The organism is Sulfitobacter sp. UBA1132, from assembly GCF_002311545.1.
In the GTDB taxonomy this organism is placed as follows: Bacteria; Pseudomonadota; Alphaproteobacteria; order Rhodobacterales; family Rhodobacteraceae; genus Sulfitobacter; species Sulfitobacter pontiacus.
The window spans coordinates 28,459-52,161 of record NZ_DCAN01000008.1; the positions used below are offsets into that span (position 1 = coordinate 28,459).

Annotated in this window: 20 protein-coding genes; 8 read left to right on the plus strand and 12 right to left on the minus strand. The window is 62.2% G+C overall.

The window, feature by feature from the left end; all coding sequences use genetic code 11:
* The first annotated feature begins 1 nt into the window (after window position 1).
* From murA to B4F27_RS06235, 5 genes are all read left to right on the plus strand, one after another.
* Window positions 2-1,273 (plus strand): UDP-N-acetylglucosamine 1-carboxyvinyltransferase, encoded by a 1,272-nt coding sequence (gene murA / locus B4F27_RS06215; RefSeq protein WP_037943535.1) that lies wholly within the window; start codon window positions 2-4, stop codon window positions 1,271-1,273.
* Window positions 1,270-1,740, plus strand: a complete 471-nt coding sequence (locus B4F27_RS06220; RefSeq protein WP_286759166.1) for a DUF2948 family protein — start codon at window positions 1,270-1,272, stop codon at window positions 1,738-1,740. The genes murA and B4F27_RS06220 overlap by 4 nt, the downstream gene beginning before the upstream one ends.
* An 81-nt stretch (window positions 1,741-1,821) precedes the next feature.
* Complete coding sequence (hisD, locus tag B4F27_RS06225) at window positions 1,822-3,123, plus strand: histidinol dehydrogenase (RefSeq protein WP_286759167.1); 1,302 nt, start codon at window positions 1,822-1,824, stop codon at window positions 3,121-3,123.
* A gap of 94 nt (window positions 3,124-3,217) precedes the next feature.
* Entirely contained in the window at window positions 3,218-3,697 is a 480-nt protein-coding gene (locus tag B4F27_RS06230; RefSeq protein ID WP_009826222.1) for a UPF0262 family protein, read from the plus strand.
* Window positions 3,698-4,162 (plus strand): low molecular weight phosphatase family protein, encoded by a 465-nt coding sequence (locus B4F27_RS06235; protein WP_286759168.1) that lies wholly within the window; start codon window positions 3,698-3,700, stop codon window positions 4,160-4,162.
* A gap of 36 nt (window positions 4,163-4,198) precedes the next feature.
* Here the strand turns inward: B4F27_RS06235 and B4F27_RS06240 are convergent, their stop codons facing one another.
* Together B4F27_RS06240 and B4F27_RS06245 are read right to left on the minus strand one after the other, a co-directional pair.
* Window positions 4,199-4,558 (minus strand): hypothetical protein, encoded by a 360-nt coding sequence (locus B4F27_RS06240; RefSeq protein WP_286759169.1) that lies wholly within the window; start codon window positions 4,556-4,558, stop codon window positions 4,199-4,201.
* 156 nt (window positions 4,559-4,714) lie between these two features.
* Window positions 4,715-5,809, minus strand: coding sequence for a porin (locus B4F27_RS06245; RefSeq protein ID WP_286759170.1), 1,095 nt, complete (start codon window positions 5,807-5,809; stop codon window positions 4,715-4,717).
* 355 nt (window positions 5,810-6,164) lie between these two features.
* Here B4F27_RS06245 and lepA point away from each other — a divergent pair, with 355 nt between their 5' ends.
* Entirely contained in the window at window positions 6,165-7,964 is a 1,800-nt protein-coding gene (lepA, locus tag B4F27_RS06250; protein ID WP_005851903.1) for a translation elongation factor 4, read from the plus strand.
* Between the two features lie 59 nt (window positions 7,965-8,023).
* On the opposite strand, the gene B4F27_RS06255 is transcribed toward lepA, so the two are convergent.
* The 6 genes from B4F27_RS06255 to B4F27_RS06280 all read right to left on the minus strand — a co-directional run bounded on the left by B4F27_RS06255 (window position 8,024) and on the right by B4F27_RS06280 (window position 14,024).
* Window positions 8,024-8,773 (minus strand): polysaccharide deacetylase family protein, encoded by a 750-nt coding sequence (locus B4F27_RS06255; protein ID WP_286759171.1) that lies wholly within the window; start codon window positions 8,771-8,773, stop codon window positions 8,024-8,026.
* Window positions 8,770-9,909, minus strand: coding sequence for a glycosyltransferase family protein (locus B4F27_RS06260; protein WP_286759172.1), 1,140 nt, complete (start codon window positions 9,907-9,909; stop codon window positions 8,770-8,772). The genes B4F27_RS06255 and B4F27_RS06260 overlap by 4 nt, the downstream gene beginning before the upstream one ends.
* Window positions 9,906-10,487, minus strand: a complete 582-nt coding sequence (locus B4F27_RS06265; RefSeq protein ID WP_286759173.1) for a histidine phosphatase family protein — start codon at window positions 10,485-10,487, stop codon at window positions 9,906-9,908. The genes B4F27_RS06260 and B4F27_RS06265 overlap by 4 nt, the downstream gene beginning before the upstream one ends.
* Complete coding sequence (locus tag B4F27_RS06270; protein ID WP_286759174.1) at window positions 10,484-11,494, minus strand: glycosyltransferase family 4 protein; 1,011 nt, start codon at window positions 11,492-11,494, stop codon at window positions 10,484-10,486. Before B4F27_RS06270 ends, B4F27_RS06265 begins: the two co-directional genes overlap by 4 nt.
* 65 nt (window positions 11,495-11,559) lie before the next feature.
* Complete coding sequence (locus B4F27_RS06275; protein WP_286759175.1) at window positions 11,560-12,822, minus strand: glycosyltransferase family 4 protein; 1,263 nt, start codon at window positions 12,820-12,822, stop codon at window positions 11,560-11,562.
* On the minus strand, window positions 12,819-14,024 hold the full coding sequence (locus tag B4F27_RS06280) for a glycosyltransferase family protein (protein ID WP_286759176.1): 1,206 nt from the start codon (window positions 14,022-14,024) through the stop codon (window positions 12,819-12,821). Before B4F27_RS06280 ends, B4F27_RS06275 begins: the two co-directional genes overlap by 4 nt.
* A gap of 411 nt (window positions 14,025-14,435) precedes the next feature.
* Between B4F27_RS06280 and B4F27_RS06285 the strand changes: the two genes are divergently transcribed.
* A complete protein-coding gene (locus B4F27_RS06285) occupies window positions 14,436-16,868 on the plus strand; it encodes a mechanosensitive ion channel family protein (protein ID WP_286759177.1) in 2,433 nt (810 codons plus the stop codon).
* A gap of 79 nt (window positions 16,869-16,947) precedes the next feature.
* Window positions 16,948-17,718, plus strand: coding sequence for an MBL fold metallo-hydrolase (locus tag B4F27_RS06290; RefSeq protein WP_064216243.1), 771 nt, complete (start codon window positions 16,948-16,950; stop codon window positions 17,716-17,718).
* 73 nt (window positions 17,719-17,791) lie between these two features.
* On the opposite strand, the gene B4F27_RS06295 is transcribed toward B4F27_RS06290, so the two are convergent.
* From B4F27_RS06295 to B4F27_RS06310, 4 genes are read right to left on the minus strand one after another with little or no spacing between them, the layout of a single operon-like run.
* Window positions 17,792-18,946: an ABC transporter permease gene (locus B4F27_RS06295; protein ID WP_286759178.1), complete on the minus strand. Its 1,155-nt coding sequence runs from the start codon at window positions 18,944-18,946 to the stop codon at window positions 17,792-17,794.
* Window positions 18,943-19,971, minus strand: a complete 1,029-nt coding sequence (locus B4F27_RS06300; protein WP_005851921.1) for an ABC transporter permease — start codon at window positions 19,969-19,971, stop codon at window positions 18,943-18,945. Before B4F27_RS06300 ends, B4F27_RS06295 begins: the two co-directional genes overlap by 4 nt.
* On the minus strand, window positions 19,968-21,893 hold the full coding sequence (locus B4F27_RS06305; protein ID WP_286759179.1) for an ABC transporter substrate-binding protein: 1,926 nt from the start codon (window positions 21,891-21,893) through the stop codon (window positions 19,968-19,970). The genes B4F27_RS06300 and B4F27_RS06305 overlap by 4 nt, the downstream gene beginning before the upstream one ends.
* Window positions 21,886-23,661 (minus strand): ABC transporter ATP-binding protein, encoded by a 1,776-nt coding sequence (locus B4F27_RS06310; protein ID WP_286759180.1) that lies wholly within the window; start codon window positions 23,659-23,661, stop codon window positions 21,886-21,888. Before B4F27_RS06310 ends, B4F27_RS06305 begins: the two co-directional genes overlap by 8 nt.
* Window positions 23,662-23,703: the final 42 nt, after the last annotated feature.

Sequence of the window (23,703 nt, forward strand, 5' to 3'; positions counted from 1 at the left end):
GATGGATTCGATTGTGGTCAAAGGCGGCGGTGCGCTGTCGGGACAAATTCCGATTGCGGGGGCCAAGAACGCCTGTCTGACGCTTATGCCCGCGACCCTTCTGTCCGAAGAGCCGCTGACGCTGACCAACGCGCCGCGCCTGTCCGACATCCGCACCATGACCGAATTGCTGCGGTCCCTGGGGGCAGAGGTGACATCGATGCAGGACGGTCAGGTTCTGGCGATGTCGTGTCATGGCGAGATCAACACGCGCGCCGAATATGACATCGTGCGCAAGATGCGCGCGTCGAACCTTGTGCTGGGGCCGCTGCTGGCCCGCGAAGGGCACGCGCAGGTATCACTGCCCGGCGGCTGCGCGATTGGTGCGCGTCCGATGGATATTCACACCGATGGTCTGGCTCTGATGGGCGCAGAGATCGACTTGCGTGACGGTTATCTGCACGCCAAGGCGCAAGGCGGGGCCTTGAAAGGTGCGGTCATCGACTTCCCCTTTGCCTCTGTCGGCGCGACCGAGAACATCATGATGGCCGCGACCTTGGCCAAGGGCACGACGGTGATCAACAACGCCGCGCGCGAGCCCGAGATCGTAGACCTCGCGGATTGTTTGCGTGCTATGGGCGCGCAGATCGAAGGCGACGGCACCAGCCGGATCGAGATTCAGGGCGTTGACCGTCTGCATGGGGCCACTCACCGTGTTGTGACCGACCGGATCGAACTGGGCACCTATATGCTCGCCCCGGCGATGTGCGGTGGCGAGGTTGAATTGCTGGGCGGGCGCATCGACCTGCTGTCGGCTTTCTGCGAAAAACTTGACGCGGCAGGGATCGACGTGACCGAGACGGACAAGGGTCTGAAAGTCGCGCGGCGCAATGGCGTGATCAATGCGGTGAATGTCACGACTGAACCTTTCCCCGGTTTCCCCACCGACCTGCAAGCCCAGATGATGGCGCTGCTGTGTACGGCGGACGGTACCTCGGTGCTGGAAGAGAAAATCTTCGAGAACCGCTTTATGCACGCGCCCGAGCTGATCCGCATGGGGGCCGATATCGAGGTCCACGGCGGCACCGCGACGGTTCACGGGGTCAAAAAGCTGAAAGGTGCGCCGGTGATGGCGACCGATCTGCGCGCGTCGATTTCCCTGATCCTTGCCGGTATGGCCGCCGAAGGCGAAACGCGCGTCAGCCGTGTCTATCATCTGGATCGCGGGTACGAACATGTGGTGGCCAAACTGCGCGGCGTGGGCGCAAATATTGAACGGATCAAAGACCAATGACCGAAGATGCACGTTTCGAAGACGGGCGCGAAGCCCCGCTGAACCTCGGCGCGCTGGATGCCGATGACCTCAAGGTGATCTCCTCGCTGGCGCAGGATGCTGTGTTTCCGGGATCGGAAATGCGCTGGCTGCAAAAAGAGGGGCGCTTTGCCCTGCTGCTGAACCGCGTGCGGTGGGAAGACGCGGGCAAATCGCGCCACGCCCCGGAACGCGTGCAAACAATCTTGATGTTCAGCAACGTGCAGCGCGTGTCCAGCCAAGGCGTGAACAAGGGGGATGCGGATACCATCCTGTCGCTGTTGCAGATCGAGTTCTCCGAAACCGATGCGCCCTCGGGCGACGTGCTGCTGACCCTCGCGGGGGACGGTGTGATCCGGCTGACGGTCGAAGCGCTGGATGTGACCTTGAAGGATGTGACGCGCCCCTATGTGGCCCCGTCGCGCAAGCTGCCGGAACATCCGGCCTAAGCGTTCTTCCACATTCTGTGCCGTGCGGGTCGCCCGTGTGGCATCCCTTCTCAGCCCATTGCACGTTGCAAAGGACATCCGATGCCCCAATTCCTAGACTTCGATCAGCCCGATTTCGAACAGGCGTTCACCGCGCTGCTTTCTGCCAAACGTGAAGACAGCCCCGACGTGGACGACACAGTGGCCGAGATCATCGCGCAGGTGCGGTCCAAAGGCGATGCCGCCGTGATCGAGCTGACCCAGAAGTTCGACCGCATCACGCTGACCCCCGACACCCTGCGCATCACCGCTGCTGAAGTCGACGCCGCTGTTGCCGAAGTCTCGGACGCGGATCGCACAGCGCTTGAGCTCGCCGCGGCGCGTATCCGTGCCTATCACGAACGGCAACTGCCCGAGGATGCACAGTGGCAGGACGACGCCGGTGCCACGCTCGGTTGGCGGTGGAGCGCGGTATCCGCCGCAGGGCTTTATGTGCCCGGTGGTCTGGCAAGCTATCCTTCCTCTGTCTTGATGAACGCGATCCCGGCCAAGGTCGCGGGGGTAGAACGGCTTGCGATGGTCGTGCCCACGCCGGACGGGGTGCTGAACCCGCTGGTGTTGCTGGCCGCGCGGCTGGCGGGCGTTGACGAGATTTACCGCATCGGTGGGGCGCAGGCGGTGGCCGCACTGGCCTATGGCACCGACACGATCCCCCCCGTCGACAAGATCACCGGCCCCGGCAATGCCTATGTCGCTGCCGCGAAACGGCGGGTGTTTGGCAAGGTGGGCATCGACATGATCGCGGGCCCGTCCGAAATTCTGGTAATCGCGGATGGGGACAACGATGCTGACTGGATCGCCCTTGATCTGCTTAGCCAGGCCGAACACGACGAAAGCGCCCAATCGATCCTGATCACCACGGACAAGGCGTTTGGCCACGCGGTGTCGGATGCTGTGGATGCACGGCTGGAAACGCTGGAGCGGCGGGTGATTGCGGGCACCAGCTGGCGCGAGAACGGGGCGATCATTACCGTGCCGGATCTGGCGACAGCCGCCAAACTGAGCAACCGTATCGCGCCTGAGCACCTTGAACTTTGCGTCGCGGATGTGGATGCGCTAAGCGCGCAGATCACCCACGCGGGGGCGATCTTCCTTGGTCAATGGACGCCCGAGGCGATTGGCGATTACGTGGGCGGGCCGAACCACGTGCTGCCCACGGCGCGCTCTGCACGGTTTTCCAGCGGGCTGTCGGTGCTGGACTTTATGAAGCGCACGACACTGGCACGGATGACGCCGGACGCGCTGCGCGCGATCGGCCCGTCGGCGGAACGTCTGGCGCGATCCGAAAGCCTTGAGGCGCACGGTCTGTCGGTCACCGCACGGCTGCGCAAACTGAACGACTGACGCAACGGCCCTTTGCCCGGCCCGCCGATGTCAATTGTAGAACCCCGCCGCCCGGTCTAAGGTCGGCGGGATAGACACTAGATGAGACGTCCCCATGTCCCGGATCACGCATATCGCGCTTGACGACGCGAACCTGCCCCCGCCCACGCCCGAGATAGAGCAAGAGCGCAAGGTCGCGATGTTTGATCTGCTGGAGGACAACGTCTTTACCCTGCCGTCGCGCGATGATCGCCCGGTGCCACAAGGGCCGTACCATCTGGGCCTGTCGATCCGTGACAAACGGCTGGTGTTTGATGTGAACACCGAAAGCGCTGAAAAGGCGGCGGAATTCCATCTGTCGCTGGGGCCGTTCCGGCAAGTTGTCAAAGACTATTTCCAGATTTGCGAATCCTATTTCGAGGCGGTCAAGAAATCCGCCCCCTCGCAGATCGAGACCATCGATATGGCACGGCGCGGGATTCACAACGAAGGGTCTCGGGTGTTGCAAGAGCGGCTTGAAGGCAAGGCCGAGATCGATACAGATACGGCCCGCCGCCTGTTCACCCTCATCTGCGTTCTGCACTACGGCGGCTAGATGACCCAGAAACTGCCCCAATCGGTGCTGTTTTGCTGCGATCACAACGCGGTGCGGTCGCCTATGGCCGAAGGGTTGATGAAAAAGTTCTACGGCACGGGCACCTATGTGCAATCCGTCGGCGTGATGAACGATCTGGAAATCGACGGTTTCTCTATCGCGGTGTGCCAAGAGCTGGACGTGGAATTATCCCGCCACCGGTCCCGCAGTTTCGACGAGATGGAGAATTGGGGCGATGATCTAAGCTCTTTCGATCTGATCATCGCGCTGAGCCCCGCCAGCCAACGCCGCGCGCTGGAACTGACGCGGTTCTATCATCTGACGGTGGAATATTGGCCGATCCTCGATCCGACAGGGCTGGGGGAAACGCGCGATGCCAAGATCGCGCAATACCGCGCCGCCCGTGATCAGATCAAAGACCGTCTGATTGACCGTTTCGGCCCGCCCACGCGGCCACAGACCTAGCGGCAGGGGCGTACCCCTGCCGCTGGTGTCACGGTCTTAGGTGGCGCTGCACAGGGTCGATGCCGTCTTGCCATAGGCTTTCCATACAGCCCAGAAATCATTGTCGCTTTTGCGGTCGGACTGGCGCGCCTCTTGCAGGCTGTGAGGGTCTGCAAAAACGCGTACGCCACGGCGCTGTTCTGACGAAGAAAGCTCTTTGTCGGCAACGGCCTGGATACAGCCGCAGCGCGCCGCGCTCGCCTGTTTGCGCCCCGATTTCATGCAGGCGTTGTGGATCGGCCCCGTGGCGAACAAGACAGCGCCCCGGCCAAAGCCGCCGCTGGGGTTATAGCCGCGCGGTCCGCCGCAAGCGGCCAGCGTGCCAACAACACAGATCATCGTGAAAAGTCGTACCATCGTTTTGCCTCATCTCTCGGACGCCGGGTTGATCCCGAGGCTGCCCTAACTGCTGCTGGCATTTATGCCGTAAAACTGCAGATTGAGCAATTCACGATTGAGGGCGCAAAACGGAAATGCCTTTGCCCGAACAGGTCGGGCAAAGGCGTGTGTTGCTTAGAACTTCCAGCGCGCACCAACGAAGGTCACGTCCAGATCCTGATAGGATGCCGACGGATCGTCGAAGTCATAGGTGCGGTGTGTTGCGTAAAGCTCGGTGTTGTACGCGTCGAGACGCTGAACAACGGCGACACCCACGGAAGAGGTGCTGGACCCTGCGACAACAAAGTCGTTCCCGTCGTAGTAATCAACGGAGAAGGATGTCGAACCCGCTGCGATGTAATCACGGGTGATGCCCGCTTTGATGTAGGCGTAGTCTGCGTCACCCGCAACGCGGCGACCTGCGGAAACCGCGAGGTTCAGACCGGTTGGTTGGTGCAGAACAGCGGCGGAGCCCATGACCAGATCGTTGCCGGTGTCGCGGAACGAATAGCCCAAGCGCGCGTCGACCGAATAGTCGCCGTAGTCTTGAACGTAGCGTGTGCCGACATCGGTGTAGTCGTTGTCATCGCCCGAGCTCAGGACTTCCTGACCGTAGGAAACCGATGCGGAGAAGCCGTTGAACACAGGTGTGTCATAGCGCACGCGGAAACGGCGGCTGCCGTCGAAAGAGCTGTTGGTGCCCCCGATTGTAGCGGTCGACAGGGTGCCATCCGCGAAACGCAGTTGCTGGCTGCCCGCGATGTCGCTGATGCCCACATAGGCGGCAACACCGGTGCCCGAGAAGTCAGCTTCGGCTGAGCCATCTGTCGACGTGCTGCCTTGACCAAACGAGAAGATACCCGCGTTTGGCGTGCGGTATGTCAGGTCCAGTTTGCGCAGTTCGGTGCGGTGGTAGTCGAAATCCAGGCTGTCGTCGTCGCCATTGATGGCGGAAGACCCGGTCAGGCCAAGGCCTGCTTCGAAGGTCAAACGCAGTTCGGACCCGTTTTGCAGCGCTTGGGTCATGGTCAGACCAACGCGGCTGTTGGAGTTATCGTTGTCGATAAACGTGGTGTTTGTGTCTTCACCATCGTCAACGCTCAGAACGCCAAAGTTCAGTTGGCCGTAAACGTCCCAGACGGGGCCTTCTTGGGCCTGTGCCAGCGCGGGAAGCGACGCCAGACCAAGGGCAGCAACGGTCACTGTGCCAAGCGAGTGTTTCATCTTCATCTCAAAATTCCTTATTCGCCCGATCTGCAAGGGTGCAGACCATTTGAGAAGGCCGATCTAACGCCGCCGCCCGCGGGATAAAACCATAAGGCAGCCATACGAAATGTCGGTGTTGCAACATTGCTAAAGGGGGCGGTACCGCGCAGTACTGCCAAGCGCCTTGATATATTGGCGTTGGCGGCGGTATGCGGTTTCTGCATGGCAGGTGACCGCGAAAAAATCGCATCCCCCCTTTGACGTTTGCGATCAGAATGCAGGTAAATCCGCCGACGCGCGTCAAATGCCCTAAGGATCAAGGGGAACAGGCGATCCAGCCCATTGACCAGCGCTTGAATCCGCACCATATCCTTGCCTCATGACACCACTTTCACATATCCGCAATTTCTCCATCGTCGCGCACATCGATCATGGTAAATCCACGCTCGCCGATCGCCTGATCCAAGAGACGAACACCGTTTCCCTGCGCGATATGAAAGCGCAGATGCTCGACTCGATGGATATCGAGCGCGAGCGCGGGATCACGATCAAGGCCCAGACGGTGCGGATCAACTACACCGCCCAGAACGGCGAGGAATATATCCTCAATCTGATCGACACACCCGGTCACGTCGACTTTGCCTACGAGGTCTCTCGCTCCATGCGCGCGGTCGAAGGATCGCTGCTGGTCGTGGACAGCACCCAAGGCGTAGAGGCGCAGACGCTCGCCAACGTGTATCACGCGATTGATGCGGATCACGAGATCGTGCCGGTGCTGAACAAGATCGACCTGCCTGCGTCCGACTGCGACCGCGTGGCGGAACAGATCGAGGATGTGATCGGGATCGATGCTTCCGAAGCGATCCGTGTTTCGGCCAAGACGGGTCAGGGCATTGTCGAAACGCTTGAAGCCATCGTGCATAAGCTGCCCGCACCAAAGGGCACGCAGGACGCGCCGCTCAAGGCGATGCTGGTCGATTCATGGTACGACAGCTATCTGGGCGTCATCGTTCTGGTGCGGATCATGGATGGTCAGCTGAAAAAAGGCGACCGTATCCGCATGATGCAGAACGGGTCGGTGCACCACGTTGACCGTATCGGCGTTTTCCGTCCCGCCATGACCGAGATCGACAGCCTCAACCCCGGCGAGATCGGGTTTCTGACCGCATCGATCAAACAGGTCCGCGACACACGGGTCGGGGATACAATCACGCACGAGAAAAAGGGCACCGAAACCCCGCTGCCGGGCTTTAAACCAGCGCAGCCCGTGGTGTTCTGTGGTCTGTTCCCAGTGGACGCCGCCGAGTTCGAAGACCTGCGCGACAGTATTGAAAAGCTGGCGCTGAACGACGCGTCTTTCAGCTTCGAGATGGAAACATCCGCCGCCTTGGGTTTCGGCTTCCGCTGCGGCTTCCTTGGCCTGCTGCACCTTGAGGTCATTCGTGACCGGATCGAGCGCGAGTATGACATCGACCTGATCACCACCGCGCCGTCGGTTATCTATGACATCCACATGAAAGACGGCACGGTCGAGCAGTTGCACAACCCCGCCGACATGCCCGACCTGACATTCGTGGACCACATCGAAGAACCACGCATCAAGGCGACCATCCTTGTGCCGGATGAATATCTTGGTGACGTGCTCAAGCTGTGTCAGGACCGTCGCGGCATCCAGATGGACCTGACCTATGCGGGCAGCCGCGCGATGGTTGTCTATGATCTGCCGTTGAACGAAGTCGTTTTCGACTTCTATGACCGGTTGAAGTCGGTGACCAAGGGCTATGCCTCGTTCGACTATCAGATGATCGGCTACCGTCAGGATGCGCTGGTCAAGATGTCTATTCTGGTTAACGATGAACCTGTGGATGCGCTCAGCACTATGGTGCACCGCGACCGCGCCGAAATGCGCGGCCGTGCCATGGTTGAAAAGCTCAAGGATCTGATCCCGCGTCACATGTTCAAGATCCCTATTCAGGCGGCCATCGGCGGCAAGGTGATCGCGCGCGAAACCCTATCGGCGATGCGCAAGGATGTGACCGCGAAATGCTACGGCGGCGACGCCTCGCGGAAACGCAAGCTGTTGGATAAGCAGAAGGCGGGTAAGAAGAAAATGCGCCAGTTTGGCAAGGTCGACATCCCGCAAGAGGCATTTATCTCTGCCTTGAAGATGGACAGCTAAGACGATTATTCCAAAAGGGGCGCTTCATGCGCCCCTTTTCGTTGGAACGACACCAAAGGTCAGGGCAGCTCTGTCATCTGTGCAGGCACAGCCCCACCGTCCAGCAGCCGCGCCAGACAAGCGTGGGTGAACCCCCAGATATCTTCGTCATGTACCAGGTGGTGGGTCAAAAACCCCAAGGGTTCCTGCGGGTCAGTCAGCCCCTTGCGGCGGTCCTGCAGCAGTTTGGTGATATCCGCAATCAGCGTGTCCGGTGGGACAAGGCTGCGGGTGCCGCGCCAGAAAATCGGATCGATATGGGTGTTGATCTGCACCAACCCGGGGGCGGCAATCCGGTTGTTCCGCGGCAGATAGGTCGACACCCCGACATAGCCTGCGTCTGCCAGCACCGGCAGCAACCCATCGTCCAACCGGTTCCACGGCGGCACAAAGATCGGCAGCAGGTCGTCGCCGAAAAGCCGTCGCATCCGGTTCAGCGCTTGGGCCAGCTCGTGGGCCGCATCGGGGCGCGGGTGCCCGAACTCTGCCTTTTTCGCCCCGTCGGGCGCGTGGCTGATATGCTGCCAGCCATGCACCAGCGGACGGATCATCGGACGGTCCTTGCTATAGGCGGCAAGCGCGGGTTCTGCATGTTTAGGGATCACGGCGATATGCACGGGCAGGGACAGGTCCTCCGCCAGTGCGGCAAGGCGATCCAGCGCAGGGGTTGGGGCGATGGCATCATCATCGCGCCACCAGATCGGCAGGTGCAATCCCTCTGCGCGCCATATTGCAAGCTCGGCGTCAAGATTGGCCCAATCCACGGTCATCGCGTGCCCTTTCGCATCGTCTCGGTCAGGGTGACCGTCCTCGCGGCCCCGTCAAACCCGTCTGTCTGCGCAGGTCGGGTCGGGGCGGCGTGCAGGGTTGCCAAGGCGGATAGCAACCTGTCCGGTGTCAGATCAGCGCTGCGCAGCACCTCGATCCCCGGTAGCGCGGACAGCGCATCGGCGCGCAGCCCCTGTTCCACCTCGTTGCCGGCGTCAAAGGGGACAAACAGCGCCCGCACCCCGCTTTGCAGCACATCCAGCGCGGTATTGTAACCGCACAAAGAGACAGAGGCGGCGGCGTGATACAGCATCTGGCGGAATTCGGGGCGTGCCGGTTCGATCACCACATTCGCCGGGGCATCCTGCATCAGCGCGGCGCTGCGTGCGGCTGCATCCTGCCCCCCTAGCAGCAAGCGCCAGACCCGCCCCGCATCACGCGCGGCCGCGGCGCGGCAGGTGTCGAACACATGCGCGCCCACATCGCCGCCCCCTGCGCTGACGATAATCTCGCCCGCGCCAAGCCGGTCGGGATGGGGGCTGGCGGGGGGCGGTGCGACGAAACCGGTATAGCGCAGCTTGCCCTGCATCGCGTCCGACACCGGCCAGCTGAGCGAGAGCGGCGTCACGGCCTCGTCCGCATGGACCAGCACCGCATCGTAATACTGCGCAACCAGATCATCGGCCAGCTGCGCCTTGGCGGGTTTGGATGGCGGCGCGAGGATATCGCGCACCGATGCGCAGACCAGCGGGCGCGTGGGCAGGGCATCTGCGGCGTCAAGCAGGGCCAGGAACTCTGCCTTGAGGGTGCGGCGTCCAAAGGGGAACAGTTCAGTGATCAGCAGATCGGGGGTGCGGGTCTGGATGTGGGTGACCAGCATCTCGCGCCGCGCTGCCTTCAGCGCTTCAGAGGCAAGCGTGCCGTGTTCATCCAGCAGCCGCGCGAAATCCACTCCGTCAGAGCGCAGCGGGGGCAGTTGCACCACGTCAACGCCGTCGCTGTTCAACTGCGGTGCGGGCATCCCGCCCGAGACGACCTGCACATCATGCCCCGCCGCCCCATAGGCGCGGCCAAGGGTCAGGGCGCGGGCCAGATGGCCGGTGCCCAGCAGATGTGTGACGACGATGCTGACCTTCATAAGCGCGGCTCCAGTCGGATGGGATCAGGGTGGGCGGCCCAGCCCGTGGGTGAAATATCCAGCAGATATAAGCGGTTGCGCTTGATCTGAAAGGGGGCGGGGCCAGCGAAATCCCAGCCGGTCGCTTGGGCCAGCAAAACACGCATCACGCCGATATGGCAGACAGCGACAGTGTCGCGCGTCAAGCCGTTGGCCCAAGGGATGAGCCGTTCGCGCAGGCTGTCGGGGCTTTCGCCGCCGGGTGGGGTGTAGCCCCAGCCCCAATCCTCGATATCGCGGAACCCGCTGGTGGGGTCTGCCTTAAGATCCACGCCGTGCAGCCCTTCCCACTTACCCCAGTCCATCTCCATCAGCGCGGGCGCGGTTTTCGGCGCGCGGTCTGCGACCAGTCGGGCGGTTTCAGCGGCGCGGGACAGGGGGCTCGACACAAGATCGGCACGGTCCCAAGGTGCCGGCAATGCCAGCGCCGCCAGACCGGCGCGGGCGTCATCATCCAGCGGGATATCCGTGCGCCCCTGAATGCGGCCCGCACGGTTCCAGCCTGTATGCCCGTGGCGAAGCAGGGCAAGCCGGATCATGGGCGCACCCCGCAGCTTTCCAACCCCGCCAGCAAGGTCGCGGTGGCAGTGGGAAGCAGATGATGTTGCGCAACAAAATCGCGGGCGGCTTGGGCGCGTGTTTGGCGTAGGGTGGTATCCGCCAGCAGCGCTGTGATCTGTGCGGCAAGCGGGGCAGTGCCGCTTTCCGGCGCGGGATAGGAGCCGGGGGCCAGCACATCGCGCACGCCGGGGCGGTCTTGGGCCACGACGGGCAGGCCCGCGGCCTGCGCCTCCAGATAGGCGAGGCCAAAGGCTTCGTTCACCCCGGGCCAGAACAGCAGCGCTGCATGACGATAGGCGGCGGCCATGGTGGTCGCATCAAGCTCCCCAAGAAACCGAACCGCGTCGCCAAAGGGGGCCAGCATCGTCTCTATCTCGGTGCGGGCGGGGCCGTCACCCGCGATATCCAACCGCCAGCTGTCTGCTGGCAGCAGCGACAGCGTCTCCGCGATGATCTGATACGAGGCGCGTTTGTCGCCGTCGCGCAGCATACCGACAGCCAGCATCGGGCCATCCAGCGCGGACGGCAGAGGCAAAGCGTCCTGTGCGAGATACGGCGGCAGATGCACCAGCCGCTGCCCCGCGGTCTGATCGCGGCGCAGTGTCTCGGCATCTCGGTGCGTGAGGTAAAAGATCACATCCGCCGCGTCGCTTGCGGCCTCGGCAGCTTGGGCGAAACCGGCCCACGGACCTGTCAGCCGTTTGCGCGCGCGGCTGGATTCGACCAGCAGATAGGGGATGCCAAGGGCGCGGGCGACGGCGGGGCCGATCAGGTCGGGGGCCTTGTAATAGTTGTGATAGGTGATCCACGCCTGCCAGCCTTCGGTACGACCGAGGACGATGGCTTGGGGCACTTCGGCCTCGGCAGCATTGAACAGCAGGGTCTGCGCCGCGCTGTCGCCCGCCCCGTCGCGGCTGCGCAGGGTGCTGGCGACTGTGACGGTCGCGCCCCCCCGTTGCAGCGCGGCCATCAATCCACGCGCCATCGCCCGATCCCCCGAGGGTACCGGATGATCAGGCGACTTTAACGGAGCGTAGAACGCAAGCCGCATCAGCCGCCCTGTGCCAGCATGGCCGTCAGCCGCTTGTGGAGCTGGCGAATGCCGGGGGCCATGGTGAATTCTGCATGCAGGCGGTCGTGGGCGGCTTCGGCCAGCCGAGGCCCAAGCGATGGATCCTCCGCAAAACGCTGCATCGCCTCGGCAAGGGCGGCGGGGGCATCGTCGCTTAGCACGCCGGTGGTGCCGCTGGTGATGAACTCGGGGATGGCGGATACGGGCGTGCTGAGCATGGGGAGCTTCTGGCTTGCGGCTTCCATCAGCACATTGGGCAGCCCGTCACGGTCGCCGTCCTTTGCAATGCGCGAAGGCAGCACGAACAGATCGGCGGCGCGCATCGCCGCGATCACCTCTGGCTGGTCGCAGGCCCCGCGCCAAGTGATCCGGTCGTTGATCCCGTGCGTTTCTGCGCGTGCTTTCATCGGTTCCGACAGGTCCCCGCCGCCGATATGGGTCCAGTGCCAGTCAAACTCATTCGGCAGCAGCGCCAGCGCGTCGATCAGGTTATCAAAGCCCTTCTTCTCGACCATGCGCCCGACAGACATCATCTGGAACGGGTCGCTTTTGGCGCGTTGGACCCGGGTTGGCGGTTCGGGGAACCGCGCCAGATCCAGCCCGTGATAGACTAGGTCAATCCGGTCCGAGGCGGAGGTAAGACTGCGCAGATGTTGCGCGTTAAAGTCCGTGCAGGTGGCACCAAAGGCGGCACCGTGGCTAGCGGGGTTCAGCTTTTCGCGCAACTCCCATTCGGGCGAGGTCCAGATGTCCTTGGCGTGGGCAGAAAAGCTCCACGGTAGTCCGCGCAGGATCGCGGCATAGCGCGCGACCGAGGACGGGGTGTGCAGGAAATGCGCATAGATGCCGCGGGTCTCGGCGGGGAGCTCATGTGCCATGACGCAGGCCTGCCCAAAGCGGCGACGGCGGTTCGGGGTGTCATCGCGCACGAGGTCTTGTTGGAAAACCTCCCATGCCGCGTCGTAGCCGGGCATGGCTTTCGCGGCCTCTTGTGCTGCGGCCACACGTTCGGGATCGTCGCGCAGGTATTCCGGCAAATAACACACGCGCGCTTGCAGCCGGTCGTGCAACGGGTGGGTTTTCGTATCGGTCGGGTGGCGCAGCGACCAGATGTCGAACCGCAGACCGGCTTCTTCAAGGGCGACAAGTTCTTGTGCGATGAAGGTCTCGGACAGGCGCGGCCAGCCTTTGACCACAATGGCGAGAGGGGCGGGGGCGAGGGGGGCAGGGGTGTCGGTCATGCGCCACCGCCCATCAGGGCGCGGCCCCGTTCAACCACCACGTCAAGCCCGTCCAGCAGCCCGTCTGCACCGGCTTGCGAGGGTTTGTTCTGATGCGGCAGGTTGCGGATTGCGGCGATCATCGCCTGCGGTGTCATGCCATCACGGGTTTCTTCCAACATGCGGACAAGCCCCAGCTCTTCGGCGCGGCTGGCACGGATCCATTGTTCCAACCGGGGCACGGTGCGCGGCACGATGACGGCGCGTTTGTCAAAAGACAGCACCTCGCAGAAGGTGTTGTAACCGCCCATGCAAACCACGCCTTCAGCCCCGACATAAAGCTGTTCGATCCGGCTATCAAAGCCAAGCGCGGTCACCCGTCCGCCCAGCTTGGCCACCCGCGCGTCAAAGGCGTCGCGGACGTCGCCGGACAGGAACGGGCCGTAGATCAGCTTGGCATTTGGCGTCAGGTCGGGGTCTTGCTCGTAGGCGTCCAGCACCAGCGACACCATCGCGGCACCGTCCCCGCCGCCGCCGGGGGTAATCAGCACATAGGGCTCTTCGGCGGGGGGTGTTTCGTCCGGGGCCTCGCGGCGCAGGTAGCCGGTCCAATGCATCCGGTCGTGGGCCGCCTGCGACAGGGGCAGCCCCTTGGTCGGGTCATACACATCTCGCATGCCGTAGACCCAAATCTCGTCATAATATTTCTCGGTCGCTTCAACCGCGCCCTTGCGTTCCCATTCGGCGGCCAGCACCTCGGGTTCGTCCAGCACGTCGCGCAGGCCCAGCACGACTTTGGTGGTGCCATTCTCGCGCAGCCAGTCAAGGCTGGGCAGCAGTTCCCCGCGAAAGCCCGTCGGCTCTTTATCCACGATCAGCAGATCGGGGCTGTATTCCTCGATCGCGGTGCGGATCAGACCGGCCCGCAGAGAGGTGACTTCGTCGATATCAAGGCCAAGCGTTTGCGCCACATAGCTGCCGTCGGCAAGCTTCGTCACGCCGGGAAGACGGATGTGGTCGACGCCTTTGGGAAAGGTGAAACGCCCCGCGACGGGCGATCCGGTCAGGATGATGGCCGAGGCATCTTCGTCGCCGTCCATCAAGGCGGCAGCCAGTGCGCGCGACCGCCGTAAGTGGCCCAATCCAAAGGTGTCGTGGCTATAGAAAAGCACCCGCCGCGCTGGTTTGCCATTGCGGGCGTTGTTCGAGACCGTTTGGCGCATGGGCCGATCCTAACTTAGTCAAATATCCTTGGCCGCACCTATCAGTCCGGCGGCTAGAAAACGTTTATTGTCGAAGGCAGGTGAACCCGTCCCGCCCGATGCACCCAGAAACCGAATACACTCACATCACCTTGGTCTGCCGGTCGAACAGCCCAATAAGAATACCTTAGGCATCTATGGTGAACATGTCATGCATTTCAGCACCTTCCGCCGTCGCCGCCCCTGAATGGGCTGCGAAAACCGGCGTTTGAACGGGACAAGCCCGTGGGAAGATGCGGCGCGTGTCATATTCGGCGTCCTTCGCGGTTCATCGTCAGGGGGAGTAGGTGGGGCCGGGGGGTTAAGATTGCAATGGCACGGGGGGTGGCTTAGCGTTCTGGGACTGCGCCCCAAGGCCATGAGCGAGGACATATGCGGCATTTCATCTTCACCCTTCTTTTGTCGCTGTGGGTCTTGCCCTTTGCCAACGCCGCGACGGCGCAAGGGGTTCTGTCTCTTTTGCCAACAGCCCAGGAAACTGACGTCAACGATGCAGAAGGCGAGGCCGCACGCCTGCAAGAGGTCATCAGACAAGCCGCCGAAAGCGGGGTCAGTGTGGTGGTCGTCGATAGCGCGGGCCAATTGTTGAACCAGCCCGCAGCAGCCCAGCCGGCCGAGGGCGACCAGCAAGAGGCGGCGCTGGCCAAGGAAACCTCTGCGCTGATGCACCTGCAAGAACGGGGCAACCAGTTCCGCACTGCCTTGATCGAACGCATCGTGCAGTTGCCCGACGCGATCAATGAGGTGATCTATATTCTGCGGGCCGCCAGCCCGGACGGCACGCTTTGGGCCTTTGGTGAGACGCTGCTGGTGGCGCTCGCGCTGTTTGCCGTCGGGGCCGTGGTCGAGGTAGAGCTGTTCGGCAAGCGAATGGCACGCGGCTTCGTCACCGCCAAAGTGCAGACGAACCCCGTCGGCTATACCGAAAAGATGCCGTTTCTGGTGTTTCGGTTTTTCATGGGGATCATCGGCGTTCTGGTGTCGATGGTGGTGGCCTATATTCTGGGCACGCTGCTGTTTGGACCGCTTGAAGACACGGCGATCCAGTTCACTGTCACGCTGATCAACATCGGCTATTTCGTCTGTCGCGTGGCCGCGGGCCTGTGGCGGATGATCCTGTCACCCTTCCTGTCGCAATACCGCATCCCTGTCTTCAGCGACCGCGACGCCAAACGGCTGCACCGCTGGCTGTGGATGATGGCAAGCCTTGATACCGTTGCGATCCTGTTCGGTATCTGGATCGCTGAACTGGGGCTGAATTATGATGTCTATGCTTTCATCGCCTCCCTGATGTCGGCGGCGATCGTCGTGGCGAATATTCTGATGATCTGGGTCAACCGCCGCCCCATTTCAAACGCGCTGCGGCAGGGCAAGCCCGCGTCGGAATGCAGCGCCGTGGGGCGTTTTATGTCGCGAGCCTGGGCACCGCTGGTGGTGGCCTACGCGATTTTTGCCTGGTTCGAACTGACCTATGATCTGGTGCTCGAGAACCCAAGCTCCGTGCCTCTGATCGCGGGGGCCTATGGTATTCTGGTGTCGATCATCGTGGTCTACGGTGTGATCAACTATGCTATTGAACGCGGTTTTGCCCGCGCGCGCATGATGCGCCGCCTGAACGAGCTGCGCCGCGAGAAGCGCGCTGATGCCGCCCTGGACGAGGACGCGCCCGAGGCCGCCGGCACTGCGCAAGCGGATGATACCATGTCGCTGGACGAGGCTGACAGACAGGCGGCAATGGTGCCACGCCAAAGTCTCACCAGCTTTGAAGGTCTGGCGCGGCGCGTAGCCGGTATCCTCGCCTTTGTTACGGGGGCCTATGCGTTCTTCTATATCTGGGACACAGAGGCAACGTTGATGGTCGAAAGCCACGCGGACAAGCTGCTGGACGTGATGGTGATCCTGTTTATCGGCTACGTCGTCTATCACGCCTTCCGCATCTGGATCGACAGCAAGATCGAGGCCGAAACCGCCGACCAGCCCGAGGCGGAACTGGGCGACGAAGGCAGCGGCGCGTCCTCTGCCAGCCGATTGGCAACGCTGCTGCCGCTGTTTCGCAACTTTGTCCTGATCGTTCTGATCGTGACCATCGCCCTCATCGTGTTGATGGAATTCGGGATCAATGTCGGCCCGCTGTTCGCCGGTGCGGGGATCGTCGGTGTTGCTGTCGGCTTTGGCAGCCAGGCACTGGTGCGCGATATCTTTGCCGGCGCGTTCTTTCTGTTCGACGATGCCTTCCGCAAGGGGGAATACCTTGATGTGGGCGGCGTGAAGGGCACGGTCGAGAAAATCTCGGTCCGCTCGTTCCAACTGCGCCACCATCTGGGCGCGCTGCACACCATCCCCTTTGGCGAGCTGCAGGTGATGACCAACTACAGCCGCGACTGGGTGATCATGAAGCTGCCGTTGCGGGTGACCTATGACACCAATGTCGAACGCGTTCGCAAGCTGATCAAAAAGCTCGGCATCGCGCTGCTGGATGATCCGGTGATCGGCGACAACTTTATCCAGCCGCTGAAATCGCAGGGCGTGATTGAAATGCAGGATTCCGCTATGATCATCCGGGTCAAGTTCATGACCAAACCGGGGGATCAATGGCTGGTGCGCAAGAAGGTCTATGAGGAAATCCGAGCCTTGTTTGAGCGCGAAGGAATCCGTTTTGCCCATCGGGAGGTCACTGTGCGTCTGGCCGACGGTAAGGTCAAAGACCTGAGCGACGAGGAACGCGACGCGGTGACCGCAGCGGCGCAGGCATCGCTGGAAGAAGAGGCACAAACCGGCCCGGAACTGGGCGGCGACGACCGATAGCCGCGTCTCGCGCAGTTGTGACATTGAAACGACGGCGGCGGGCGCTAGCATCATCCTCACCTGCAACAGGAGAATTCCCATGAAACAGTCCAGACGCCAATTCCTGACGACCACCGCCGCCACTGCCGGGGTTGTGACGCTACTGCCTTATGCCGCGCAAGCCGCGGCTCACGGCGGAAATATGTTCCCCATGACCGGCGGCGAGGTCAAAGTGCACCCCATCGACCACGCGTCCTTTGTGATGGAGACGCCAGCCGGCGTGATCTACTGCGATCCCGTGGGCGAGGTCGCCAACTACAGCGATTTTGCCACCCCCGATCTGATCCTGATCACCCACGAGCACGGCGATCACTATAACGCCGAAACACTGGCCGGTGTGGTGGGCGAAAACACGCAGATCCTTACCAATCCTGCGGTCTATGACATGCTGCCCGAGGCACTGAAGGCCAAGGCGAATGCACTGGCCAATGGCGAGCAGGCGATGTTCAACGAGGTCTCGATCGAGGCGATCCCCGCCTATAACACCACCGAAGAACGCAAGCAGTTCCACCCGCAGGGGCGTGACAACGGCTATATCGTGAACCTCAGCGATTTCCGCGTGTATATCTCGGGCGATACCGAAGCGACGCCGGAGATGCTGGCGCTAGAGAATATCGATCTGGCGTTTGTCTGTATGAACCTGCCGTTTACCATGGACGCGACCTCGGCCGCGGCTGCGGTGTCGACGTTCAAACCCTCCTTCGTCTACCCCTACCATTACCGTGGGCGCGACGACGGCACGCAAGACCCCGCCGCCTTTGCGGCCATGGTCGGCGAGGGGATCGAAGTCAAAATGGGCGACTGGTACTAACCCGGCGCAGCGGGGGGCCAGCCCCCCGCACCCCCCGGGATTTAGACCATTTGGAACTGAAGGCCCCAGTGGGTCAGGATTTATACGGATCAAGACTTGCGCGCAGACCATCGCCCAGGAAGTTGAACGCCAGCACCACGACGATGATCGGCAGCATGGGAATGGCGGTCCACCAGTAGATTTCGATGCTCGCCAGATTTTGCGCGTCATTCAGCATGACGCCCCAGCTGACGGCGGGTGCGCGTAGGCCCAACCCGAGGAAGCTCAGCGCGGTTTCCCCAAGGATCATCGCTGGGATCGATAGGGTCGCGCTGGCGATCAGATGCGACATGAAATTCGGCAACAGGTGTTTGCGGATCACCCGTGCGGGCGACGCGCCCATCATCTCGGCCGCTTTGACGTATTCCTCTTCACGCAGGCTCAGGAATTTTGACCGTACCGCCCGCGCCAGGCCGGGCCAGTCCAGAATGCCGAGGATGATCGAGATGATAAAGAAAACCGACACGGGTCCCCAGTTCGACGGCACCGCCGCCGAAAGTGCCAGCCAGAGCGGAAGCTCTGGCAAGGACCGCAAAATCTCGATCGCGCGGTTGACCAGCCAGTCGGTCTTGCCGCCGAAGTAACCGGCCAGCGATCCAAAGAAGATCCCCAGCACAAAGCTGACCGTGATACCGATCAACCCCACCGTCAAGGACAGCTGCGCGCCATAGAGGATGCGGCTGAACACATCGCGCCCCAACCGATCCGATCCCCAGAGGAACACCGTCGCCCCGTCAGGAGCGCAGAACAGGTGTGTGTCGCTGGGGATGAGCGCAAAGAGGTGGTAGGTTTCACCCTTACAAAAATACTCAATCTTGCGCGGGTTGCTGGTATCGGTGTCGTATTCCCAGCGGAAATTCACCAGATCCGCAGTGCCCGTCGTCTCGTAGACAAAGGGGCCGATGAAACTGCCCTCGTGCCAAAGGTTGATGCTTTGGGGGGGCGCGTAGATGTGTTCGGCATTGCGCTCGTTTGGTGTGTAGGGCGCGATGAACCCCGCCACTGGCAGGATCAGATAGCAGAAGGCCAGAAACAGCCCGGATACCAGCGCCAGCTTGTGCCGCCGGAACTTGCGCCACATGAGCCGCGCGACAGAGGCGTCCATCTCGGCCCGCTCAAGCGCGGAAAGATCGGCGTCGTCGGTCCAGGGGGTGGTGTCGACAAAGCGGTTGTCCGGCTGGATGCTCATGAGCTGCGTGCCCCGTAACGGATGCGCGGATCAAGCAGGACCAGCAGCATGTCAGAGATCATCGTGCCGATCAGCGTCAGCAGGGCCACGAACATCAGGATGAACGCCGCGAGGAACTGGTCTTGGGACTTCAGCGCCACCAGCAGATAGGGCCCGATGGTTTGCAGGCCCAGCACCACCGATACCAGCACAGAGCCCGACACCATCGCAGGCAGCAGGTTCCCGATATCCGCGACAAAGGGGTTGAAAGCCACGCGCAGCGGATATTTCGACAGCAGCCGTGCGGGGCCCATACCCTTGGCCTTGGCGGTTTCCACATAGGGTTTATCAAGTTCGTCGAGCATATTCGCTCGTAACCGCTGCATCATCGCGGCGGCACCGGCGGTGCCGATCACAAAGGTCGGTACGATCAGGTGCAGCAGGACGGAGCGAACTTTCTCCCAGGACATGGGCTGGCCCTCAAGCTCGGGGGCCATAAGCCCGCCAATCGGCAGGTCAAAGTATTTATGCCCATAGTAGAACAGGATCAGGGCCAGCAGGAAGTTCGGTGTCGCGAGCCCGAGGTAGCCCAGAAAGCCAGCGGTATAATCGACCCAAGTCTCGGATTTGGCTGCGGCGAGCACCCCAAGCGGCAAGGCAATAAGATAAACGAATAATACGGCGGCGAGATTGACCAGCACCGTCATCCATAGCGCATCGCCGACGATTTCGCCCACGGGGCGGTCAAACTCGAACGACCAGCCGAAATTGCCTTGGATCAAGCCGGCAAACCCCTGCGGCCCCGGCACCATGCCGACCCAGATCAGGTATTGCTTCCAGATCGGTTCATCCAGCGCGTATTCGTGGCGCAGAAACTCGGCCTTGGCGACGCCTTCGGCCTGACCCGTGGCGCGCAACTCGGCGATCTGGTTCGACAGATAGTCGCCGGGTGGCAGGTTGATGATGACGAAGACCAGAAGCGAGACCACCCAGAGGGTCAGCAGCATGGTGATGAAACGCCACACGGCGTATCGGAGGAAGATCATCGGCTTACCTGCACATGGGGGTTTTGGAAGTAGAATTCGTCGATGCGGTGAATGCCGAAATGCGCGCCGGGATCAAAGGCCCAGATTCCATGCTCCGGTACATTCATCAGATCGTTTGAGACGACGACGGGTTGCGGGGCCTCGGCCAGCACGCCGATGGCGAATTGCTGTTCGGCGTGGATGGCGAGCATCCGCTTCCAGATGTCTTCGCGCACCTGTGGGTCGTCGGTGTGGTTCCAGTCATTCGCCAGCAGCATCAGCCGTTTCGCGGGCTGCATATCGGGGGGCGACCCGGCCTGTCCGACTGTTTGGTAGTATTGTCCCCACATCGGCCAGGCAAAGAATTCCTGATTGGTGGGCGCCAGATAGGAAGGAGAGGTCGACGGCCCCGGAAGCCCGTTGTCCCAGCCGAACCAGACCGAGGCCATGGTCCGCCCCGCATAGATCCGGTTGCGCAGGATATCGCGGTCCAGCGGGCGCATGATCAGGCGGATGCCCAGATCACGCCATGTGTCCGCGATGATCGCCAGCGCGTTTTCTTCCTCGCTGCGTTCGCCAGCGGTTTCGATCACGAATTCCATCGGGCGGCCATCGGGAAGCTTGCGGAGCCCTGCGGGGGTGCGGTCTGTCAGACCCATATCATCCAGCAGCGCGTTGGCGTGGGCGAGGTTCATCATGGACCACGCATGTGTGTTGTCGTCGTTGTAAAGCGCGCTTTGCGACAGGGCGGACATGCCGCCTTCGCTGGCGAGGCCGAAATAGAGCGCGCGGTTGATCATGCGTCGATCGATGCCGAGGCTCAGGGCGCGGCGAAAACGCACGTCGCGCATGACCTCGCGCCACACGGGGTCGGCGAAGTTCAGGTTGGGATAGATGGCGATCTGGCTGGCGGCACCGTTGGCCCAAAGCAGGGTGCGGTATTTGCCGCCGTCCGCCTCGCCTTTCTTGAGGATCGCGACATCGGGGAAATCGAGCCCGCGCGCCTGCAGGTCGACCTCGCCCGCGTTGGCCTTGGCCGCGATCAGCCCGCCGCCGACCACGGTCATCTGCACCACGTCGATATAGGGCAGCTGCACGCCGCGGCTGTCGATACGGTGGAAATAGGGGTTACGCACAAAGAGCTTGCGCGAGCTGTCCTTGTCCGAGGTGTTGATCCACGGCTGCAGGGTCGGCAGCGCGGGGTTGTCGAACTTGTACATATTGTCGCGCTTGTTGTGCAGCGCGGCCCAGCTTTTGACCCGCGCGGCTTTGACCTTTTCGACCAGCGCATCGGGATCGGCGAACTTCTTGTGGAACTGCGACAGGTAGTGGGCGGGGCGATAGATGAACGGTGGGCTTGCTTGCGCCAGCAGCGGCAGGAAGTTCGGATTGGGAATCTGCCATTCGAAGACGACCGTATGTTCATCGGGGAAGGTGACCTTTCCCAGGCGGTTGTCAACGATCATGAAGTCCGGCGGCCCGCTGGGGGTGATGTCCGGGTCGTTGGCAACATTTTCCCACCAATAGCGGAAATCATCCGAGGTAAAGGGCATGCCGTCCGACCAGCGGTGACCGGGGCGCAGGTGTAGCGTGAATTTGCGCCCTTCTTCCACGTCCACCGCCGCGAGGATATCGGGGGCAAGCGTGTAGTCAGGCTGATACCCCACCAGCCGCGCATAGCCGTAAACGACCATTTGCCGCACGTCCTTGGTGCGCGAGATCAACGTGCGTAGCGTCCCGCCCTGACGCCCGAAGCTGCGGCCCTTGGCTTCGAGATCGACGATCAGCGGCTCTGACGGGATGCGGTCCTGCACGTGGGGCAGGCTGCCGGCGTTGACCTCTTGTGCCCAAAAGCTGCTTTCTTGCAGCACGGGGCCGTCGCTATGCGCGGCAAGGGGCGCAAAGGCGAGGGTCGCGGCGAGGGCAAGGAAGAACTTACGCATGACAACGCACCTTATGGCCGGGCTCAAGCTCGCGCAGGGCGGGGGCGTGATGGCCTTCAAAGCGGAACTGTTCGGGCCAGAGCGTGGGAGAACCCGCGCCCTTGGCGACCAGATCAAGATCGATGGGCCGGCTGATGTCGGGTTCGGGCTGTGCCGCGATCAAGGCGCGGGTGTAGGGGTGTTGCGGATTGTAGAACAACGTGTCGGGCGGGGCCTGTTCGACGATCACGCCAGCGCGCATAACCGCGACCTCGTCCGCGATGCGGGCAACGACCGCCAGATCGTGGCTGATGAACAGGTAGCTCAGGTTGGCGCGGTCGCGGATGTCTTCGAGCAGGGTTAGAATTTGCTCTTGCACCGAGACATCCAGCGCCGAGGTGGGTTCGTCGCAGATCAGCAGCTTCGGGTCGAGCGTCAGCGCGCGGGCAATGGACAGCCGTTGGCGCTGGCCGCCTGAAAACGCATGCGGGAAACGGCCAAGCATATCAGGGTTCAATCCGACCCACCGCAGCATTTCGGCTGCCTTTTCACGGCGGTCGCGGGCGGTGCCGATGTTGTGCACCTCCATCGGTTCGGTCAGGGCTTGCTGCACGCGCATCCGCGGGCTGAGCGAGGAATACGGGTCCTGAAACACCATCTGCGCTTGCCGTTGAAATGCGGTGCGTTCACTGGGCGACAGATCATGCACGGCCAGCGGTGCGGCGGCGGGGTCGGGGCGAAACAGCACTTTGCCGCCGGCATCGGGACGTTCGGCCCCCATGGCGATACGGGCGCAGGTGGTCTTGCCCGATCCGCTTTCGCCGACAATCGCCAGTGTCTTGCCACGGGGCAGGTGCAGGTCAACGTGCTGGCAGGCGGATACGGACACCGGCTTGCGCCAGCCGCCTGCCCGCATGGTGTAGGTCTTTGACACGTCGCGGAGATCAAGGATCACATCGTCTGCGGGCTTCGTGGATGCGGGGGCTGGGGCGGCCACGGCGGGGATCATCGGGGCGGCGGCGAAAAGCTTGGCGGTGTAGGGGTGGGCAGGGCTGCCCAACACCTCTTGCGCATCGCCCCGTTCCATCACGCGGCCCTTGTTCATCACCACGACACGCTGCGCCATATTCGCCACGACGCCCAGATCATGGGTCACAAGGATTACGCCCATACCGGTTTCTGCCTGAAGCGACCGGATCAGCCCGAGCACCTGCGCTTGGGTCGTCACGTCCAAGGCGGTCGTCGGTTCGTCCGCGATCAACAGCTCGGGCTTGGCGACCATGGCCATGGCGATCATCGCGCGCTGGCGCATCCCGCCGGACATCTCGAACGGATAGCTTTTCCAGGCGCGCAGTGGATCGACAAAGCCGACCTTCTCAAACTGTTCGAGCACGGCACGTTTGGCCGCCGGTCGTCCCATATTGCGGTGCAAGCGCAGCACTTCGGCGACCTGATCGCCAAGCCGGTGCAGCGGCGATAGCGACCGCATGGGCTCTTGAAAGATCATCGAGATGCGATCCCCCCGAATGGCGCGCATCTTCTTTTCGGGGAGGGACAGCAGGTTGACGGCACCCTCGGCCCCGTTGAACCGGATCGACCCGCCGCGCATCTGTGCCGCATCGGGCAACAGGCGCAAAACCGACCGGCAGGACAGCGTTTTGCCGGACCCGCTTTCGCCCACCAGCGCGAGGGTCTCGCCCGCGTTCAACGCAAAGCTGACGCCGTCCACGACCGACGGGCCGTTGCCGAAACCGATCGACAGATCATTTACTTCAAGAAGGGGGGCCATTGTTATCCCAAGCGGGTCAGAGCGATCTTTACCTATCGAGTG

What these genes read in the sequence shown, in the direction of transcription:
- murA (WP_037943535.1), top strand. Translation starts at nt 2, where the DNA reads ATGGATTCGATTGTGGTCAAAGGCGGCGGTGCGCTGTCGGGACAAATT.
- B4F27_RS06220 (WP_286759166.1), top strand. Translation starts at nt 1,270, where the DNA reads ATGACCGAAGATGCACGTTTCGAAGACGGGCGCGAAGCCCCGCTGAAC.
- hisD (WP_286759167.1), top strand. Translation starts at nt 1,822, where the DNA reads ATGCCCCAATTCCTAGACTTCGATCAGCCCGATTTCGAACAGGCGTTC.
- B4F27_RS06230 (WP_009826222.1), top strand. Translation starts at nt 3,218, where the DNA reads ATGTCCCGGATCACGCATATCGCGCTTGACGACGCGAACCTGCCCCCG.
- B4F27_RS06235 (WP_286759168.1), top strand. Translation starts at nt 3,698, where the DNA reads ATGACCCAGAAACTGCCCCAATCGGTGCTGTTTTGCTGCGATCACAAC.
- B4F27_RS06240 (WP_286759169.1), bottom strand. Translation starts at nt 4,558, where the DNA reads ATGGTACGACTTTTCACGATGATCTGTGTTGTTGGCACGCTGGCCGCT.
- B4F27_RS06245 (WP_286759170.1), bottom strand. Translation starts at nt 5,809, where the DNA reads ATGAAGATGAAACACTCGCTTGGCACAGTGACCGTTGCTGCCCTTGGT.
- lepA (WP_005851903.1), top strand. Translation starts at nt 6,165, where the DNA reads ATGACACCACTTTCACATATCCGCAATTTCTCCATCGTCGCGCACATC.
- B4F27_RS06255 (WP_286759171.1), bottom strand. Translation starts at nt 8,773, where the DNA reads ATGACCGTGGATTGGGCCAATCTTGACGCCGAGCTTGCAATATGGCGC.
- B4F27_RS06260 (WP_286759172.1), bottom strand. Translation starts at nt 9,909, where the DNA reads ATGAAGGTCAGCATCGTCGTCACACATCTGCTGGGCACCGGCCATCTG.
- B4F27_RS06265 (WP_286759173.1), bottom strand. Translation starts at nt 10,487, where the DNA reads ATGATCCGGCTTGCCCTGCTTCGCCACGGGCATACAGGCTGGAACCGT.
- B4F27_RS06270 (WP_286759174.1), bottom strand. Translation starts at nt 11,494, where the DNA reads ATGGCGCGTGGATTGATGGCCGCGCTGCAACGGGGGGGCGCGACCGTC.
- B4F27_RS06275 (WP_286759175.1), bottom strand. Translation starts at nt 12,822, where the DNA reads ATGACCGACACCCCTGCCCCCCTCGCCCCCGCCCCTCTCGCCATTGTG.
- B4F27_RS06280 (WP_286759176.1), bottom strand. Translation starts at nt 14,024, where the DNA reads ATGCGCCAAACGGTCTCGAACAACGCCCGCAATGGCAAACCAGCGCGG.
- B4F27_RS06285 (WP_286759177.1), top strand. Translation starts at nt 14,436, where the DNA reads ATGCGGCATTTCATCTTCACCCTTCTTTTGTCGCTGTGGGTCTTGCCC.
- B4F27_RS06290 (WP_064216243.1), top strand. Translation starts at nt 16,948, where the DNA reads ATGAAACAGTCCAGACGCCAATTCCTGACGACCACCGCCGCCACTGCC.
- B4F27_RS06295 (WP_286759178.1), bottom strand. Translation starts at nt 18,946, where the DNA reads ATGAGCATCCAGCCGGACAACCGCTTTGTCGACACCACCCCCTGGACC.
- B4F27_RS06300 (WP_005851921.1), bottom strand. Translation starts at nt 19,971, where the DNA reads ATGATCTTCCTCCGATACGCCGTGTGGCGTTTCATCACCATGCTGCTG.
- B4F27_RS06305 (WP_286759179.1), bottom strand. Translation starts at nt 21,893, where the DNA reads ATGCGTAAGTTCTTCCTTGCCCTCGCCGCGACCCTCGCCTTTGCGCCC.
- B4F27_RS06310 (WP_286759180.1), bottom strand. Translation starts at nt 23,661, where the DNA reads ATGGCCCCCCTTCTTGAAGTAAATGATCTGTCGATCGGTTTCGGCAAC.